General features: G+C 45.4%; 16 protein-coding genes and 2 rRNA genes. 16 read left to right on the top strand and 2 right to left on the bottom strand.

What is annotated here, in order from left to right; all coding sequences use genetic code 11:
- Positions 1 to 91 precede the first annotated feature (91 nt).
- From NXM86_RS17330 to salA, 11 genes are all read left to right on the top strand, one after another.
- Positions 92 to 1,036, top strand: coding sequence for a DNA-directed RNA polymerase subunit alpha (locus NXM86_RS17330; protein WP_012748903.1), 945 nt, complete (start codon positions 92 to 94; stop codon positions 1,034 to 1,036).
- A 137-nt stretch (positions 1,037 to 1,173) separates the two neighbouring features.
- A complete protein-coding gene (gene rplQ / locus NXM86_RS17325) occupies positions 1,174 to 1,536 on the top strand; it encodes a 50S ribosomal protein L17 (protein ID WP_012748904.1) in 363 nt (120 codons plus the stop codon).
- Positions 1,537 to 1,657: 121 nt separating this feature from the next.
- Complete coding sequence (locus NXM86_RS17320) at positions 1,658 to 2,497, top strand: energy-coupling factor ABC transporter ATP-binding protein (RefSeq protein ID WP_062756055.1); 840 nt, start codon at positions 1,658 to 1,660, stop codon at positions 2,495 to 2,497.
- Complete coding sequence (locus tag NXM86_RS17315; protein WP_062756053.1) at positions 2,473 to 3,348, top strand: energy-coupling factor ABC transporter ATP-binding protein; 876 nt, start codon at positions 2,473 to 2,475, stop codon at positions 3,346 to 3,348. The genes NXM86_RS17320 and NXM86_RS17315 overlap by 25 nt, the downstream gene beginning before the upstream one ends.
- Complete coding sequence (locus NXM86_RS17310; protein WP_012748907.1) at positions 3,338 to 4,135, top strand: energy-coupling factor transporter transmembrane component T family protein; 798 nt, start codon at positions 3,338 to 3,340, stop codon at positions 4,133 to 4,135. Before NXM86_RS17315 ends, NXM86_RS17310 begins: the two co-directional genes overlap by 11 nt.
- Positions 4,136 to 4,148: 13 nt before the next feature.
- A complete protein-coding gene (gene truA / locus NXM86_RS17305) occupies positions 4,149 to 4,895 on the top strand; it encodes a tRNA pseudouridine(38-40) synthase TruA (protein WP_012748908.1) in 747 nt (248 codons plus the stop codon).
- A gap of 145 nt (positions 4,896 to 5,040) precedes the next feature.
- Complete coding sequence (rplM, locus tag NXM86_RS17300) at positions 5,041 to 5,478, top strand: 50S ribosomal protein L13 (RefSeq protein ID WP_012748909.1); 438 nt, start codon at positions 5,041 to 5,043, stop codon at positions 5,476 to 5,478.
- 22 nt (positions 5,479 to 5,500) lie between these two features.
- Complete coding sequence (rpsI, locus tag NXM86_RS17295; protein ID WP_012748910.1) at positions 5,501 to 5,893, top strand: 30S ribosomal protein S9; 393 nt, start codon at positions 5,501 to 5,503, stop codon at positions 5,891 to 5,893.
- 124 nt (positions 5,894 to 6,017) lie between these two features.
- Positions 6,018 to 6,458, top strand: coding sequence for a YbaK family protein (locus NXM86_RS17290; RefSeq protein WP_012748911.1), 441 nt, complete (start codon positions 6,018 to 6,020; stop codon positions 6,456 to 6,458).
- A 64-nt stretch (positions 6,459 to 6,522) separates the two neighbouring features.
- Positions 6,523 to 7,230, top strand: a complete 708-nt coding sequence (gene cwlD / locus NXM86_RS17285; RefSeq protein ID WP_062756047.1) for an N-acetylmuramoyl-L-alanine amidase CwlD — start codon at positions 6,523 to 6,525, stop codon at positions 7,228 to 7,230.
- A 98-nt stretch (positions 7,231 to 7,328) separates the two neighbouring features.
- A complete protein-coding gene (gene salA / locus NXM86_RS17280) occupies positions 7,329 to 8,345 on the top strand; it encodes an iron-sulfur carrier protein/transcriptional regulator SalA (RefSeq protein WP_012748913.1) in 1,017 nt (338 codons plus the stop codon).
- A gap of 39 nt (positions 8,346 to 8,384) precedes the next feature.
- On the opposite strand, the gene gerD is transcribed toward salA, so the two are convergent.
- The gene (gene gerD / locus NXM86_RS17275) at positions 8,385 to 9,014 is read right to left on the bottom strand and encodes a spore germination lipoprotein GerD (RefSeq protein WP_062756081.1); all 630 of its coding nucleotides are present in this window, start codon (positions 9,012 to 9,014) and stop codon (positions 8,385 to 8,387) included.
- Between the two features lie 331 nt (positions 9,015 to 9,345).
- Here gerD and NXM86_RS17270 point away from each other — a divergent pair, with 331 nt between their 5' ends.
- From NXM86_RS17270 to NXM86_RS17260, 3 genes are all read left to right on the top strand, one after another.
- Positions 9,346 to 9,900, top strand: coding sequence for a transposase (locus NXM86_RS17270; RefSeq protein ID WP_498958381.1), 555 nt, complete (start codon positions 9,346 to 9,348; stop codon positions 9,898 to 9,900).
- Positions 9,872 to 10,189, top strand: a complete 318-nt coding sequence (locus tag NXM86_RS17265; RefSeq protein WP_133066511.1) for a transposase — start codon at positions 9,872 to 9,874, stop codon at positions 10,187 to 10,189. Before NXM86_RS17270 ends, NXM86_RS17265 begins: the two co-directional genes overlap by 29 nt.
- A 223-nt stretch (positions 10,190 to 10,412) precedes the next feature.
- Positions 10,413 to 11,018 carry a KinB-signaling pathway activation protein gene (locus tag NXM86_RS17260; RefSeq protein ID WP_012748915.1) on the top strand — a complete coding sequence of 202 codons (606 nt, stop codon included), beginning with the start codon at positions 10,413 to 10,415 and terminating at the stop codon, positions 11,016 to 11,018.
- 96 nt (positions 11,019 to 11,114) lie between these two features.
- Here NXM86_RS17260 and pdaB read toward each other — a convergent pair whose 3' ends face one another.
- On the bottom strand, positions 11,115 to 11,876 hold the full coding sequence (gene pdaB, locus NXM86_RS17255) for a polysaccharide deacetylase family sporulation protein PdaB (RefSeq protein ID WP_498958380.1): 762 nt from the start codon (positions 11,874 to 11,876) through the stop codon (positions 11,115 to 11,117).
- Positions 11,877 to 12,473: 597 nt separating this feature from the next.
- Here pdaB and NXM86_RS17250 point away from each other — a divergent pair.
- Positions 12,474 to 14,028: ribosomal RNA gene (locus tag NXM86_RS17250) — 16S ribosomal RNA — on the top strand.
- A 164-nt stretch (positions 14,029 to 14,192) separates the two neighbouring features.
- A 23S ribosomal RNA gene (locus NXM86_RS17245) occupies positions 14,193 to 17,127 on the top strand.
- The 16S and 23S rRNA genes sit together here, the layout of an rRNA operon.
- The last annotated feature ends 7 nt before the right edge of the window (positions 17,128 to 17,134 follow it).

The raw sequence follows: 17,134 nt of genomic DNA, 5'->3' as shown, positions 1-17,134 counted from the left end.
CACATTTGGGAACTTATTCATGGGGGAATTTCGATTAGGCGTTTATCGTTTGGTCGGGGTTTCGACGTTTTGAAGGAGGGTATAATAACTAATGATCGAAATTGAAAAACCGAGAATCGAAACGGTTGAAATCAGCGAAGATGCCAAATATGGCAAATTCGTTGTCGAACCGCTTGAGCGTGGATATGGTACAACTTTGGGTAACTCCTTACGTCGTATCCTATTGTCTTCACTCCCTGGTGCTGCTGTGACATCGGTTCAAATAGATGGTGTGCTGCATGAGTTCTCAACGATTGATGGCGTCGTAGAAGATGTGACAGCAATTATTTTAAATATAAAAAAATTAGCGTTGAAAATTTATTCTGACGAAGAAAAAACGTTGGAAATTGATGCACAGGGCGAAGGAGTTGTCACAGCTGCTGATATTACTCACGACAGCGATGTAGAAATTTTAAACCCGGACCTTCATATTGCTACGTTAGCAGAAGGCGGGCGCTTACGCATGAGAATGACAGCAAAACGAGGGCGTGGGTATGTTCCAGCTGAGGCCAATAAACGCGAGGATCAGCCAATAGGCGTTATCCCTATCGATTCGATTTATACACCGGTTTCACGCGTTTCTTATCAAGTAGAAAATACGCGTGTCGGTCAAGTGACAGACTATGATAAGTTAACGATAGATGTGTGGACAGATGGGAGCATTGGACCAAAAGAAGCGATTGCTCTCGGCGCAAAAATTTTGACCGAGCACTTAAATATTTTCGTTAGCCTAACAGACGAAGCACAAAATGCCGAAATCATGGTAGAAAAAGAGGAAGATCAAAAAGAAAAAGTGCTCGAAATGACAATTGAAGAACTTGATCTTTCTGTTCGTTCCTACAACTGTTTAAAACGTGCTGGTATTAACACCGTTCAAGAGCTTACGCAAAAAACGGAAGAAGATATGATGAAAGTGCGCAATCTCGGTCGCAAATCTCTCGAAGAAGTAAAAGCAAAGCTTGCTGAACTCGGTCTCAGTTTGCGTAAAGATGACTAGTTAACGTTTGTTTAACTAGTATTTTCATGTTACTAGATACATGAACGCTTACGTTTCTAAAAATAGACGTGATCGTATAAAGTATCATTTCTGAAATGAGATTTGTAGTGAAAATGCTAAAAAGGAGGGGACACTTCATGTCATACAGAAAATTAGGACGTACAAGCGCTCAACGCAAAGCATTGCTTCGTGATTTAGCAACAGATTTAATCATTAATGAGCGTATTGAAACAACAGAGGCGCGCGCAAAAGAATTGCGTTCTGTTGTTGAAAAAATGATTACGCTTGGTAAACGCGGTGATTTGCATGCACGCCGTCAAGCTGCTGCATTTATCCGTAAAGAAGTAGCAAATAGCGAAACAGGTCAAGATGCACTTCAAAAGCTATTTAGCGACATTGCACCGCGTTACCAAGATCGCCAAGGCGGTTACACTCGTATTATGAAACTTGGTCCTCGTCGTGGTGATGGGGCACCAATGGTGATTATCGAGTTAGTATAAAACGATTCGGTTGGCTAACAAGGGCGAGACAGTTTGTTTTGAACTGGATCTATGCCCTTTTTTTATTTGCCCTTTTTTAGTAGAGTAGAGATGAGAATGTCAGAGACAAGGGGAAGAAATGATGGAAGAAACCATTGTATCAGTAGAAAAACTATACTTTCGATATCCGAATCAATCAGATTACGCGGTACAAAACGTTACCTTTCAAGTGAAACGCGGGGAATGGCTAGCGATTGTCGGTCATAACGGTTCAGGAAAATCAACGATCGCTAAATTGCTTATCGGGTTGTTAAGACCGGAAAGCGGTGTGATTAAACTATTTCACACTGTACTCGATGAACAGACGGTTTGGGAGATTCGTCGCCGTGTTGGCATGGTATTTCAAAATCCCGATAACCAGTTTGTTGGAACAACGGTAGAAGATGATGTCGCTTTTGCTCTTGAAAATAATGGAATTCCTCGCGATGAAATGGTCAAAAGAGTGCATGAAGCTATACAGCTAGTTCGTATGGAAGAGTTTTTGCATCATGAACCGCATCACCTTTCTGGTGGTCAAAAACAACGTGTTGCGATTGCAGGCATCCTTGCATTGCGGCCAGATCTCATCATTTTAGATGAGGCAACATCGATGCTAGATCCGAAAGGAAGGCAGGAAGTATTAGACACGGTCCGTGATTTAAACAAAAAGCAACGTATCACTGTATTGTCCATTACCCATGATTTAGAGGAAGTCGCTAAGGCTGATCGCGTTATTGTTATGAATAGGGGAGAAATCATGGCAGAAGGAACGCCGAAACAAATTTTTGCGCTTGGGACAAAACTAGAACGAATTGGTTTAGATTTGCCGTTTGCGGTAAAAGTAAGAGACCGGCTGAAGCAGTGCGGAATCCCGCTATCTTCAAGCTACTTTACGATAGAGGAGTTGGTAGAAGAATTATGGACATTATATTCCAAAAGGTAGAGCATGTATATAATGCCAACTCACCGTTTGCCCGCCGAGCGTTGTACGATGTAGACATCATGATTGAAAGCGGCTCTTATGTGGCGGTTATCGGCCATACTGGTTCAGGAAAATCAACGCTGCTTCAGCATCTAAACGGTTTGCTTCAGCCGACAAGCGGAACAGTGATGATAGGAAATCAAACGATTACGAATAAAAAACGGCAAACGGACTTAAAACCGCTCCGAAAAAAAGTTGGCATTGTCTTTCAATTTCCGGAACATCAACTGTTTGAGGAAACGGTGGAGAAAGATATATGTTTCGGACCAATGAATTTCGGCGTTCCTGAGGAGGAAGCAAAAAAGAAAGCAAAGGAGCTTATTAAGTTAGTCGGGCTTTCAGAAGACGTACTAACCAAATCACCATTCGATTTAAGCGGCGGGCAAATGCGCCGTGTTGCGATTGCCGGAGTGCTTGCGATGGAACCTGATGTGATTGTGTTAGACGAACCAACTGCTGGCTTAGATCCACGCGGCCGCAAAGAAATTATGGAAATGTTTTATCGCCTTCATCGTGAAAAACAGCTGACGACCGTGTTAGTTACTCATAGTATGGAAGATGCTGCCGCATACGCAGATTATATGATTGTCATGCATAAAGGAACAGTGTGGAAAACGGGGACACCACAGCAAATTTTTCAAGATAGCGATTCTTTGGCGGAAATTGGGCTCAATGTGCCGGAGACAGTGCGGCTAAAAAAAGAATTGGAGAAAAAGTTAGGGATCACCGTGCCGTCTCCGTGTTTGACGATCGAGCAGACCGTAGACGCCATTCAAAAATTATTTTCCAAGGTGAACGCCCATGATGAATAGCATGATTATCGGCAAATATGTACCAGGCGATTCCGTGATTCACCGCATGGATCCGCGCGCGAAACTGCTAATCATCTTTATATATGTATTTATTGTTTTTCTAGCGAATAATAGTGCTACTTATGCTGTTTTAACGATATTTACGTTTAGTCTTTTAGCATTATCGCGCATTCCGTTATCGTTTGTGATTAAAGGTTTAAAACCGATTATATGGGTTATCGTCTTTACTTTTTTGCTGCATGTCTTTATGACAAAAGAAGGAGATGTGCTGTACCAAATTGGTTCCTTTTCGATTTACGAAGGCGGCGTCAAGCAAGGAATTTTTATTTCGCTGCGTTTTCTGCTGCTCATTATTATTACTACTTTATTAACCTTAACAACCACCCCGATCGAAGTGACTGACGGAGTGGAAAGCCTACTGGCGCCGTTGAAGAAAATGCGCGTCCCTGTCCATGAACTGGCGCTAATGATGTCTATTTCGCTTCGCTTTATCCCGACGTTAATGGAAGAGACGGAGAAAATTATAAAAGCACAAACCGCACGCGGTGTCGACTTTACAGGGGGGCCGTTTTCTGAAAGAATCAAGGCAATCGTCTCCTTGCTTGTTCCATTGTTTATCAGTTCGTTTAAACGTGCCGAAGAATTGGCGACCGCGATGGAGGCACGCGGTTACCGCGGCGGCGAGGGAAGGACGAAATTTCGCCTGCTTGTATGGAAATGGACAGATACAGCTTTTTTAGCGGCAGTGTTATTATTAGCAGTTGTTTTGTTTATACTACGCTCATAACAGGGTGAGAAAAATGAGTAAACGGATCAAATGCACGCTTTCCTATGACGGTACACATTTTTTCGGTTACCAAATTCAGCCTGGCAAACGAACGGTGCAAGGCGAGTTAGAACGAGTGCTCGAACAAATGCATAAAGGGAAAGCGATTCGTGTTACTGCTTCAGGAAGGACAGATGCGGGTGTTCATGCATACGGGCAAGTAATTCATTTCGATACGTTCTTATCGCTTTCTCCAGATCAATGGAAAAAAGCATTAAATGCCCAGTTACCGGATGATATAGTGATTAAAGATGTACAAGAAGCAGATCCTTCTTTTCATGCGCGTTTTAGTGCCAAAGCAAAAGAATATCGATATAAAGTACGAATTGCCCAAGAACGTGACGTATTTTTACGTAATTATTGCTATCATTACCCTTATCCACTTGATATGGAAGCGATGAGACATGCATTGCGACTTATAGAGGGCACGCATGACTTTACTAGCTTTTGTTCAGCAAAGACGGATGTTGATGATCGTGTACGCACGATTTATAAAGCAGATATGGCGATGCATGATGATTTATTGGAATTTTGCTTTATTGGCAACGGGTTTTTATATAATATGGTGCGGATTATCGTTGGAACGATTTTGGAAGTTGGGCAAGGAAAACGGAGTATAGATAGCATCTCACACGCTTTTGAGGCAAAAGATCGCCAGTTTGCTGGCAAAACGGCTCCACCGCAAGGATTATATTTATGGAAAGTATATTATGACAACTAGTCCTGGTGTAACATTTTCTTGACATTGATATGCTAAAGAGATATTATATCATATGGTATGTATTTTTCCACGATTAGCCCCGGAAAGTAATCGTGTTGAGATAAATAGATGATGTTCGTTGATTTTTTATTTAGGAGGGAAAAGTATGCGTACAACTTATATGGCGAAGCCGAATGAAGTAGAACGTAAATGGTACGTTGTCGACGCTGCTGGTAAAACGTTAGGACGCCTTGCAAGTGAAGTAGCAGCCATTTTGCGTGGCAAACATAAACCAACATTCACACCACATGTGGATTGTGGTGATCATGTCATCATTATCAACGCTGAGAAAATTGAACTAACTGGAAAGAAATTAACAAAGAAACTATACTATCGTCATAGCTTGCATCCAGGTGGATTAAAAGTAAGAACGGCGTTAGAAATGCGTACAAATTATCCAGAGCAAATGCTTGAAAGAGCTATACGCGGAATGCTTCCAAAAGGTCGCTTAGGTCGTCAAATGTTTAAAAAATTGCACGTATATCGTGGAAGCGAACACCCACATCAAGCACAAAAACCAGAAGTTTATGAACTTCGCGGATAATCAATAGAAGGAGGGCATTATTTTGGCACAAGTACAATATTATGGCACAGGCCGTCGTAAAAGCTCTGTCGCACGTGTGCGCCTCGTTCCAGGCGACGGACGCATTGTGATTAACGATCGTGACATTCGTGACTATATTCCATCGGAAGCGTTGATCGAAGTTGTGAAACAACCGTTAGTATTAACAGAAACGTTAGGAAATTACGATGTGTTAGTAAACGTAAAAGGCGGCGGATTCTCTGGCCAAGCAGGCGCGATTCGCCATGGAATCGCTCGTGCGTTATTGCAAGTAGATCCAGATTACCGTCCAGTATTAAAACGCGCAGGTTTATTAACACGCGATGCTCGTGTGAAAGAACGCAAAAAATACGGTCTTAAAGGTGCTCGTCGCGCTCCACAATTCTCAAAACGTTAATGGTATTTTTCCAAAAATCCCAGCCGATATCGGCTGGGATTTTTTTCTTTTCTCCCTCTTTTTTTATTCACGCATGTTTAGGATGAATCGTTAAAAACTACATCCTAAAGGGGTGTGAAAGAACATGAGTGTGATCACTTCATTTAAAGAAAAGAAGCAGGAAAAACAAATGTTATATGAACGAAAAATGTTGCGTGAGTTGTCTTTCGAAAAGCTGAAAACAAAGGCGATCAAGCATTTTAGTCCTTTTTATCCAATGTACCGTGCATTCCCATCCGTCATTGAAGAAGGATGTATCGATATCGCTATTGAAGCGTATTTACTTGGTGCGAACTACAGTCGATTCGGTTACTATGGAGAACCAGCAGAAAGTGTAAGACGACGGTGCGCGCAAGAAGAAAAATATTTCATTGATACATTATTTGATTTTCTTTGCTTTTGGGGAAACATTGATGATGGTTTAGCCAATGAGTCGCTTTATTATGCCTGTGAACATTACGTTGTTTATTGGTGGACGGAAGGATTTGAAAGAGGAAAAAAACGTCGACGTCTGAAACTTCACTAAAAAGTTCTATTTTTGCCTCTTGTCCCATATAAGATAGAGAAGGGGAAACGCAGGAGGAGAAACAATGAAAGTAAAATGGTTGGGTGCTCTCATTAGTTCCATTATTGTTATTGTTCTTTTCCAATATATCTTTGCGAATACGACTTCAACTAAATCGTGGAACCTCCCTCTCTCTGGAAGGATTATCATTTTAGATCCTGGTCATGGCGGGCCGGACGGAGGAGCTGTCGGCGGTGATGTGGTAGAAGAAGAAGTGACGCTGAAAGTGGCGGAGAAATTGCGAGACTACTTGCAGCAGCAAGGTGCGCTCGTGTTGATGACAAGGGAAACGGACAGCGACCTTGCCGATAAAGACACACGTGGCTATAGCCGTCGAAAGGCGGAAGATTTACGAAAACGTGTTGCGTTGATTAATAAATCGGAGGCAGATTTATTTATTAGTATCCATCTTAATGCCATTCCCTCTCCGCGTTGGCGTGGGGCGCAAACGTTTTATTACGGCTCACTGATCGAAAATGAACGGATCGCTAAGTTTATCCAAGCGGAATTGCGGCGCAATCTTGAAAATACAAATCGTACTGCCAAAATAATCGATACCGTTTATTTGTTGAAATATGCGAAAAAACCAGGTGCGCTTGTCGAAGTGGGGTTTTTATCTAATCCAGAGGAACGGGAACTTTTAGCTTCTGACCGTTATCAAACGAAGCTAGCGGCATCGATATATAAAGGGGTACTGCGATATTTTTCGAATGAAAAAAATCCTCCTGAATAGGGAGGATTCCTTTTTTTTACATGATAGATACGCAATGGTTATATATGTTATAGTAAAAGTATGAAAGGGAATACATACATAAGGATTGGTGATGGCCGATGCTCACAGAAAATGATGTAAGAGGATTGTTAGAAAATATAAAAGACCCATTTTTAAACAAGACGTTTAAAGAAACAAATGCGATTCAAGAAATTAAAATCAAGGAAGATAAAAAGCACGTCAGCGTCAAAATCGCATTAGCAAAAACAGGGACAGCCGAGCAGCTTCGCATCCAAACAACGATTGTTCAGCTACTAAAAGATGCTGGCGCTGCTTCGGTCGGTTTGCGGTTTGCGCAGCTCCCTGAAGAAGTAGTAGCAAAATATCAAGGGGAAACATCGAAAACGACATACATTGCAATTGCTAGCGGAAAAGGCGGCGTTGGAAAATCGACCGTTTCCGTGAACCTTGCTGTTTCTCTCGCTCGTCTTGGGAAAAAAGTAGGGCTGATTGATGCCGATATTTATGGGTTTAGTGTTCCGGATATGATGGGCATTGTCGAACGACCAACCGTGCGCGGCGATAAAATTATTCCGGTTGAACGATTCGGCGTAAAAGTTATTTCCATGGCCTTTTTCGTCGAAGATAACGCTCCTGTTATTTGGCGCGGTCCAATGTTAGGAAAAATGTTAAACAACTTTTTCAAAGAAGTCGAATGGGGCGACTTAGATTATTTATTATTAGATTTGCCTCCGGGAACGGGGGACGTTGCGTTAGATGTACATACCATGTTGCCTTCGTGTAAAGAAATCATTGTTACTACCCCGCATCCGACAGCGGCGTTTGTCGCGGCGCGCGCAGGTGCAATGGCGCTTCGCACGGAACACGAAATCATCGGTGTGATTGAAAATATGTCCTATTTTGAAAGCCGCAAAACAGGCGAAAGAGAATATGTATTCGGCAAAGGCGGCGGCGAAAAGCTTGCGAAAGAGTTGCAAACGGAGCTTTTAGGGCAGCTGCCACTCCAACAACCAGATTGGAACGATGAGGATTTCGCTCCATCTGTTTATGCGGAAGATCATCCTATTGGGAAAATATATATGGACATTGCGCGAAAAATTATTGAAAAGTGTTAAAGAAAAAAGGAGCATATCTCGCTCGGAGATAGCTCCTTTTTAACTTCCTCCTTGCCCTTGCTGATCGTCGCCGCTTTCCTCTCCTTCTCCTCCCTCTTGATTTTCATTTTGTTTTTTTGTTTCCTGCTGAATGTTTTCAGCGGATTTTATTAATATGTCTTGAATTTTTGCCTGGAATAATGGACTATTCAGCGTTTCTGTTATGACTTGTTGAAGGTGCTTGCGAAATTCTTTACTTTTTAGCACGTCCATCATCGCTTTTTCCATTTCTGGATTTTTTAAAATATCTATCATCATCCCTTGATATTCAGGGTCTTTCATTAACGCTTTGATCGTTTTTTCTTGCCCTGTTTTTAAACTTTTTGCAAAGCTTTCTGCAAACTTTGGATCTTGCAGTGCTTTTTCCCAAAATTTTATTCCTTTTTCCGACGTTAACACTTGTTCGAGTGTTTCTTTGACAACGGTTTGCTCCATTACTAATTGTTGTTTCACTTTTTCATCCGTCATAATTTCCTGAATAGCCTTTTTCCCCTCATCTGTTTTTAAAATATCAACGACCATTTTTTTCGTTTGATCGTAATCCGGGGGAGGTGGGCTAATTTCTTGAGGAGCACAAGAGCTAAGGATAAGGAAATAACTAAATAATAGGAGCAATGCGCTTTTTTTCATGTGTAAATAAGCTCCTTTCTGCAAAAATCCCTTACCCTTAATATGAATTTCTGTCAAAAAAATATGCATTTGCTTTATTCCTAAGTCGTTGATAAAATTTAAAGCGAATCGAATTTGAGAATAATGGAGGTATAAGCAGTTTGTTAAACATCTATAAAATCATGTAAATATCTCCTGCTATTGGACGTAAAGAGGCAGATGTTCTCCATCTTTTCTATCGTCTCCTGTCTGATGATAAAAAATCATCTCCCCTTCCTCATGTAAAAAGGAAAGGAAGAAGATTTAGCGAATATATGTTCTTAAGGATCCAAACAAGGGGGAAGGCAAGGGGATGAAAACGGTTCGGGTGATGAAAATTGTTTCCAATGATGAAACACACCTTCGCTCATTAGATGAGTTGATGCGCGTCTTTGTTTCCGCGAAGCGATACGCGTTCAACCGTTTGCTGGAGGGAAGGAACGCCAAAGACCTCATCCAGCACCTTCTGCGCCAATTTCAGCTCAACAAACGGTATGCCGAAGATGCGGTCTTGTTTGCACAATCGTTGATTTCTTCTCAACGTGAGTTGCTTCCAATGCGCTTAGAGGATGTGCAGGCGAAAATCGAAAAAACCGAAAAGAAAATCGATGACTACCAACATGGAAGAAAAACACCGAAAAAAGTCGATCTTCAAACGTGTTTAGACGGATTACACCGACGATTAGAAAAATGGAAATCGAAAGAAGATGAGCTAAAGCACCATCTCGACCAAGGGACGATTCCACGTGTGATTTTTGGCGGAAAACAAAACTTTTACAAGCGCTTGAAAGGAAAAATCACGAACGAAGAATGGAAAGATTTGCGCTCGAATCAGTTGTATGAAAAAGTATGGGTTATCCGTTCATGAAAGTGCCGCTTTGGTGATTGGCAGACGGGGGTTAGGGCATCAGGAACGATTGCCAAAAGAACTCATGGACATCATAAAAACGAAAGTGAAGCGTCATTTGATTGCCGTGTTAGGGTCGATGGAAGAATCCTACAAGCAATCGAAAAGCGGCAAGAAACAACGCCAATATTTAATCATGATGTTACAAAAAATCGAAAATTTCAAACAAGAACATGAATGGTCGTTATGGAACATCTTGCACAAATTCTGCTGGATGAATCAGTATCAAATTCAACTAAGGGAGGTGTAGACCTGGTTGCTAAAATCGTTGTCGTGTACTGACCGATGGAAGGAATGGTGCACGACAGATGCCATCGCTGACAGCGAGCCACGGGGTGTCTTTTACAATAGGTGAATGACAAGGGAATTTCCCTTCCTGATGGAACTCAGGTGTTTCCTGAGCGGCAAGCGGTGTTTCCTGGTTCCATCGCGATGAGTCGATTTTTATAGATTTTAGTAACCAGGATGAAGTTGTGAACAGCCGTAAATGGGTGCGTTTATTTTTAACAACATTAGCTATTGGAGGAATAACAACAGCGATTATAGGGATTATACTTAACTGGAGTGAATACGAGAAACTGTTTTTACGATCGGACGTATTGGAAATTATTGCGGTGTTAGTGTGGCACATCGGTGTTGGCTTTATTTTTAGTGTCATTAGTCAAATGGGGTTTTTCGCCTATTTAACCATTCATCGCTTTGGACTTGGGATCTTTCGTTCTGACTCTCTTTGGAACTCAGTACAAGTTGTGCTAATTTTGTTTGTGCTTTTCGATTTAGTATATTTCCGCTATCAAGTGTTTGCTGTGGAAGGGGAGTCTATTGTCAGTTACATACTAGTCGCTTTATTTATTTTGATTGTCGGGCTTATTGTTGCTTATATAAAAAGTGCACAAACGAATAAAGGGGCGTTTGTACCAGCATTATTTTTTATGGTTGTCGTAACGGTTATTGAGTGGTTTCCAGCATTGCGTATTAACAATGAAGATTGGCTTTATTTAATGTTATTTCCATTATTAGTTTGTAACGCTTATCAGCTTCTTATACTGCATAAACTAACAGGTGTTCCAAAGTCATAAAGGGGAGGAGGATACCTCCCTTTCTTTTGCGCGTGCTTATGTTTACAGGATAACTAACCACGAAAGTCCGCGACTTTAGTCACGCGGAAATTCAGTTTAGTTTATTTCTTTACTATTTACATCGCCATTAGCGATCAGTTGTGAAACGCTAACATTACGGTAACCGTTTTCCTTCATTGCTTCAATAATTTTTGGAAGTGCTTTTGCTGTTTGGTTAGCAGAATCTGATGCGTGAAGTAAAATGATATCTCCGGCTTCCATGTCGTTTACGACATTTTCAACAATTGTCTTTACTCCAGGGTTAAGCCAATCTTTTGAGTCAATACTCCAATGAACGACGGTATAACCTAGCGAATCAGCAATCTTTAATACATTCTTATTAAAGTTGCCGCTCGGAGGCCGCAATAATGTAATTTCTTTAATTCCAAGCGTGTCAAATACTTTTTTTGCCTGCATAAGATCTTGACGTATTTTCGGGCTTTCTAACTCTGTGTAGTTAACAAAGTTATATCCCATGCTTCCGATTTCATGACCGTCTTCTTTAATTCGTTTCACAATATTCGGATGACGTTCCGCCCAAGAGGCAGATAAAAAAAATGTTGCATTTTTTATGTCATTTTGTTTTAATACATCGAGGATGTGTAAGGCGTTTTGATCCCCCCAGCTGATATCAAATGTTAGTGATACCTCATGTTTACTTTTTTCTATTTTATAGACCGCTTTTGGCCCAGTAGAGAGAGAAAGCGTGGGATTATTGATTCCTTGGGCATATAAAATAGTGGCTGTAAAAAATGCAGATAGAACGATAATAAGTGCCTTTTTTAAGGAACGTCCATTTAATGCATAGAAAAAACTCACTATTTTTCCCCCTTTATCCTAAAGTTGTTCTGTCACCATCTTATGCTTGTCACCCCGGGTGTTATGAAAAATATTTTCAAACCATGTTTTATTCTTGATCCCGATAAACATATTAATAAAAAATACATAAAAAAGTATTGACAATAAAAATTTGCTATGGTAAATCGTTTAACGTCGCTAAGTGATAGCGAAAATAATATTGACATCTTATTAATGAATGTGTTAGCATAAAAAAGTCGCAAAAAGAGGAAAATGTTCTTTGAAAACTGAACAAAACGAAGCGTCCACAACGAAAAGCGAAGGCGACTGATTAGCCCCGGCAGGCGCTGGAGGGCTCGCGAGGAGGCTGTTGCCGCCACAGCGAGACCGAAGCGGCCCGAGGGGCTAGGAGCCGAAGCTAGACAGTACGAAAAGCTGAAGCGCCGCGATCAGCTCTCGAAGCCAAATGTTCTTCACCCGCTGAAGTGCTTGCACTTCGAGGGGGAAGGTTATTTGGCACAAGAGAGCTAGGCGCTGAAGCTAGACAATACGAAAAGCGAAGGCGAGCGACACCTTGCGGTGTCGGCGCTGAAGCTGAAAAGAAGCCAATCAACTTTCTTTTTGGAGAGTTTGATCCTGGCTCAGGACGAACGCTGGCGGCGTGCCTAATACATGCAAGTCGAGCGGACCGAACGGGAGCTTGCTTCTGTTCGGTTAGCGGCGGACGGGTGAGTAACACGTGGGTAACCTGCCCGTAAGACCGGGATAACTCCGGGAAACCGGGGCTAATACCGGATAACACCGAAGACCGCATGGTCTTTGGTTGAAAGGTGGCTTTTGCTACCACTTACGGATGGGCCCGCGGCGCATTAGCTAGTTGGTGAGGTAACGGCTCACCAAGGCGACGATGCGTAGCCGGCCTGAGAGGGTGACCGGCCACACTGGGACTGAGACACGGCCCAGACTCCTACGGGAGGCAGCAGTAGGGAATCTTCCGCAATGGACGAAAGTCTGACGGAGCGATGCCGCGTGAGCGAAGAAGGTCTTCGGATCGTAAAGCTCTGTTGTTAGGGAAGAAGAAGTACCGTTCGAATAGGGCGGTACGGTGACGGTACCTAACGAGAAAGCCCGGCTAACTACGTGCCAGCAGCCGCGGTAATACGTAGGGGGCGAGCGTTGTCCGGAATTATTGGGCGTAAAGCGCGCGCAGGCGGTCCCTTAAGTCTGATGTGAAAGCCCACGGCTCAACCGTGGAGGGTCATTGGAAACTGGGGGACTTGAGTGCAGAAGAGGAGAGCGGAATTCCACGTGTAGCGGTGAAATGCGTAGAGATGTGGAGGAACACCAGTGGCGAAGGCGGCTCTCTGGTCTGTAACTGACGCTGAGGCGCGAAAGCGTGGGGAGCAAACAGGATTAGATACCCTGGTAGTCCACGCCGTAAACGATGAGTGCTAAGTGTTAGAGGGGTTTTCCCTTTAGTGCTGTAGCTAACGCGTTAAGCACTCCGCCTGGGGAGTACGGCCGCAAGGCTGAAACTCAAAGGAATTGACGGGGGCCCGCACAAGCGGTGGAGCATGTGGTTTAATTCGAAGCAACGCGAAGAACCTTACCAGGTCTTGACATCCCCTGACAACCCTGGAGACAGGGCGTTCCCCCTTCGGGGGGACAGGGTGACAGGTGGTGCATGGTTGTCGTCAGCTCGTGTCGTGAGATGTTGGGTTAAGTCCCGCAACGAGCGCAACCCTCGCCCCTAGTTGCCAGCATTCAGTTGGGCACTCTAGGGGGACTGCCGGCTAAAAGTCGGAGGAAGGTGGGGATGACGTCAAATCATCATGCCCCTTATGACCTGGGCTACACACGTGCTACAATGGGCGGTACAAAGGGCTGCGAACCCGCGAGGGGGAGCGAATCCCAAAAAGCCGCTCTCAGTTCGGATTGCAGGCTGCAACTCGCCTGCATGAAGCCGGAATCGCTAGTAATCGCGGATCAGCATGCCGCGGTGAATACGTTCCCGGGCCTTGTACACACCGCCCGTCACACCACGAGAGCTTGCAACACCCGAAGTCGGTGAGGTAACCCGTAAGGGAGCCAGCCGCCGAAGGTGGGGCAAGTGATTGGGGTGAAGTCGTAACAAGGTAGCCGTACCGGAAGGTGCGGCTGGATCACCTCCTTTCTAAGGACTGTATGTGTGTGAAATAAGGTGGGCGCTTCGGGTTTGTTCAGTTTTGAGGGAACATGCTATATGTTCTTTCAAATAAATGTTGTTCCTTGAAAACTAGATAACCGATTGGAAGAAGCCGAGAAGCGAAGGCGGCAAGCATGAAGCTGTTTTCGCATGGTTAAGTTAGAAAGGGCGCACGGTGGATGCCTTGGCACTAGGAGCCGATGAAGGACGGGGCAAACGCCGAAACGCTTCGGGGAGCTGTAAGCAAGCGTTGATCCGGAGATGTCCGAATGGGGAAACCCACTGTCCGTAATGGGGCAGTATCCATGCCTGAATCCATAGGGTATGGAGGGCACACCCGGGGAACTGAAACATCTTAGTACCCGGAGGAGAAGAAAGCAACCGCGATTCCCTGAGTAGCGGCGAGCGAAACGGGAACAGCCCAAACCAAGAGGCTTGCCTCTTGGGGTTGTAGGACCACTCATATGGGAGTTACAAAGGAACGGGGTAGACGAAGCGGTCTGGAAAGGCCCGCCATAGAAGGTGACAGCCCTGTAGTCGAAACTTCGTTCCCTCCCGAGTGGATCCTGAGTACGGCGGGACACGGGGAATCCCGTCGGAAGCAGGGAGGACCATCTCCCAAGGCTAAATACTCCCTAGTGACCGATAGTGAACCAGTACCGTGAGGGAAAGGTGAAAAGCACCCCGGAAGGGGAGTGAAAGAGAACCTGAAACCGTGTGCCTACAAGTAGTCAGAGCCCGTTTATGGGTGATGGCGTGCCTTTTGTAGAATGAACCGGCGAGTTACGATGACGTGCGAGGTTAAGTCGAAGAGACGGAGCCGTAGCGAAAGCGAGTCTGAATAGGGCGTTAAGTACGTCGTCGTAGACCCGAAACCAGGTGATCTACCCATGTCCAGGGTGAAGGTAGGGTAACACCTACTGGAGGCCCGAACCCACGTACGTTGAAAAGTGCGGGGATGAGGTGTGGGTAGGGGTGAAATGCCAATCGAACCTGGAGATAGCTGGTTCTCCCCGAAATAGCTTTAGGGCTAGCCTCAAGGGAAGAGTCTTGGAGGTAGAGCACTGATTGAGCTAGGGGCCCTCATCGGGTTACCGAACTCAGTCAAACTCCGAATGCCAACGACTTATCCTTGGGAGTCAGACTACGAGTGATAAGATCCGTGGTCGAGAGGGAAACAGCCCAGACCACCAGCTAAGGTCCCAAAGTGCACGTTAAGTGGAAAAGGATGTGGAGTTGCCCAGACAACCAGGATGTTGGCTTAGAAGCAGCCATCATTTAAAGAGTGCGTAATAGCTCACTGGTCGAGTGACTCTGCGCCGAAAATGTACCGGGGCTAAACGTGCCACCGAAGCTGTGGGATGACCGTTGGTCATCGGTAGGGGAGCGTTCTAAGCGCGCCGAAGCGAGACCGGAAGGACTCGTGGAGCGCTTAGAAGTGAGAATGCCGGTGTGAGTAGCGAAAACAGAGGTGAGAATCCTCTGCACCGAAAGCCTAAGGTTTCCTGAGGAAGGTTCGTCCGCTCAGGGTTAGTCGGGACCTAAGCCGAGGCCGAAAGGCGTAGGTGATGGGCAACAGGTTGAGATTCCTGTACCACCTCCTCACCGTTTGAGCAATGGGGGGACGCAGGAAGGTAGGGCGAGCAGGCTGCTGGAATAGCCTGTCCAAGCGGTTAGGCTGCCAGATAGGCAAATCCGTCTGGCGCAAAGGCTGAGCCGTGATGGCGAAGGGACCATCGGTCCCGAAGTCCCCGATCCTACACTGCCAAGAAAAGCCTCTAGCGAGGTGAGAGGTGCCCGTACCGCAAACCGACACAGGTAGGCGAGGAGAGAATCCTAAGGTGCGCGGGAGAACTCTCGTTAAGGAACTCGGCAAAATGACCCCGTAACTTCGGGAGAAGGGGTGCTCTCTTGGGTGATGAGCCCGAGAGAGCCGCAGTGAAAAGGCCCAAGCGACTGTTTACCAAAAACACAGGTCTCTGCGAAGCCGAAAGGCGAAGTATAGGGGCTGACACCTGCCCGGTGCTGGAAGGTTAAGGGGAGCGCTTAAGCCGCAAGGCTGAAGGTGCGAACCGAAGCCCCAGTAAACGGCGGCCGTAACTATAACGGTCCTAAGGTAGCGAAATTCCTTGTCGGGTAAGTTCCGACCCGCACGAAAGGTGTAACGACTTGGGCACTGTCTCAACGAGAGACCCGGTGAAATCATACTACCTGTGAAGATGCAGGTTACCCGCGACAGGACGGAAAGACCCCGTGGAGCTTTACTGCAGCCTGATATGGAATTTTGGTATCGCTTGTACAGGATAGGTGGGAGCCTGAGAAGCCGGAGCGCCAGCTTCGGTGGAGGCGCCGGTGGGATACCACCCTGGCGGTATTGAAATTCTAACCCGCACCCCTTATCGGGGTGGGAGACAGTGTCAGGTGGGCAGTTTGACTGGGGCGGTCGCCTCCCAAAAGGTAACGGAGGCGCCCAAAGGTTCCCTCAGAATGGTTGGAAATCATTCGTAGAGTGCAAAGGCACAAGGGAGCTTGACTGCGAGACGGACAGGTCGAGCAGGGACGAAAGTCGGGCTTAGTGATCCGGTGGTTCCGTATGGAAGGGCCATCGCTCAACGGATAAAAGCTACCCCGGGGATAACAGGCTGATCTCCCCCAAGAGTCCACATCGACGGGGAGGTTTGGCACCTCGATGTCGGCTCATCGCATCCTGGGGCTGTAGTCGGTCCCAAGGGTTGGGCTGTTCGCCCATTAAAGCGGTACGCGAGCTGGGTTCAGAACGTCGTGAGACAGTTCGGTCCCTATCCGTCGCGGGCGCAGGAAATTTGAGAGGAGCTGTCCTTAGTACGAGAGGACCGGGATGGACGCACCGCTGGTGTACCAGTTGTCCCGCCAGGGGCACCGCTGGGTAGCTATGTGCGGAAGGGATAAGCGCTGAAAGCATCTAAGCGTGAAGCCCCCCTCAAGATGAGATTTCCCATCGCGTCAAGCGAGTAAGATCCCTCGAAGATGACGAGGTCGATAGGTCCGAGGTGGAAGCGTGGCGACACGTGGAGCTGACGGATACTAATCGATCGAGGACTTAACCAAAGCGAAA

This window comes from Geobacillus sp. CX412, assembly GCF_027942335.1.
Classification (GTDB): domain Bacteria; phylum Bacillota; class Bacilli; order Bacillales; family Anoxybacillaceae; genus Parageobacillus_B; species Parageobacillus_B toebii.
This window is presented reverse-complemented; position numbering and strand designations above follow the sequence as displayed.

Coding starts and splice junctions, on each gene's coding strand:
- NXM86_RS17330 (WP_012748903.1), top strand. CDS start 92: ATGATCGAAATTGAAAAACCGAGAATCGAAACGGTTGAAATCAGCGAA.
- rplQ (WP_012748904.1), top strand. CDS start 1,174: ATGTCATACAGAAAATTAGGACGTACAAGCGCTCAACGCAAAGCATTG.
- NXM86_RS17320 (WP_062756055.1), top strand. CDS start 1,658: ATGGAAGAAACCATTGTATCAGTAGAAAAACTATACTTTCGATATCCG.
- NXM86_RS17315 (WP_062756053.1), top strand. CDS start 2,473: ATGGACATTATATTCCAAAAGGTAGAGCATGTATATAATGCCAACTCA.
- NXM86_RS17310 (WP_012748907.1), top strand. CDS start 3,338: ATGATGAATAGCATGATTATCGGCAAATATGTACCAGGCGATTCCGTG.
- truA (WP_012748908.1), top strand. CDS start 4,149: ATGAGTAAACGGATCAAATGCACGCTTTCCTATGACGGTACACATTTT.
- rplM (WP_012748909.1), top strand. CDS start 5,041: ATGCGTACAACTTATATGGCGAAGCCGAATGAAGTAGAACGTAAATGG.
- NXM86_RS17290 (WP_012748911.1), top strand. CDS start 6,018: ATGAGTGTGATCACTTCATTTAAAGAAAAGAAGCAGGAAAAACAAATG.
- cwlD (WP_062756047.1), top strand. CDS start 6,523: ATGAAAGTAAAATGGTTGGGTGCTCTCATTAGTTCCATTATTGTTATT.
- salA (WP_012748913.1), top strand. CDS start 7,329: ATGCTCACAGAAAATGATGTAAGAGGATTGTTAGAAAATATAAAAGAC.
- gerD (WP_062756081.1), bottom strand. CDS start 9,014: ATGAAAAAAAGCGCATTGCTCCTATTATTTAGTTATTTCCTTATCCTT.
- NXM86_RS17270 (WP_498958381.1), top strand. CDS start 9,346: ATGAAAACGGTTCGGGTGATGAAAATTGTTTCCAATGATGAAACACAC.
- NXM86_RS17265 (WP_133066511.1), top strand. CDS start 9,872: ATGAAAAAGTATGGGTTATCCGTTCATGAAAGTGCCGCTTTGGTGATT.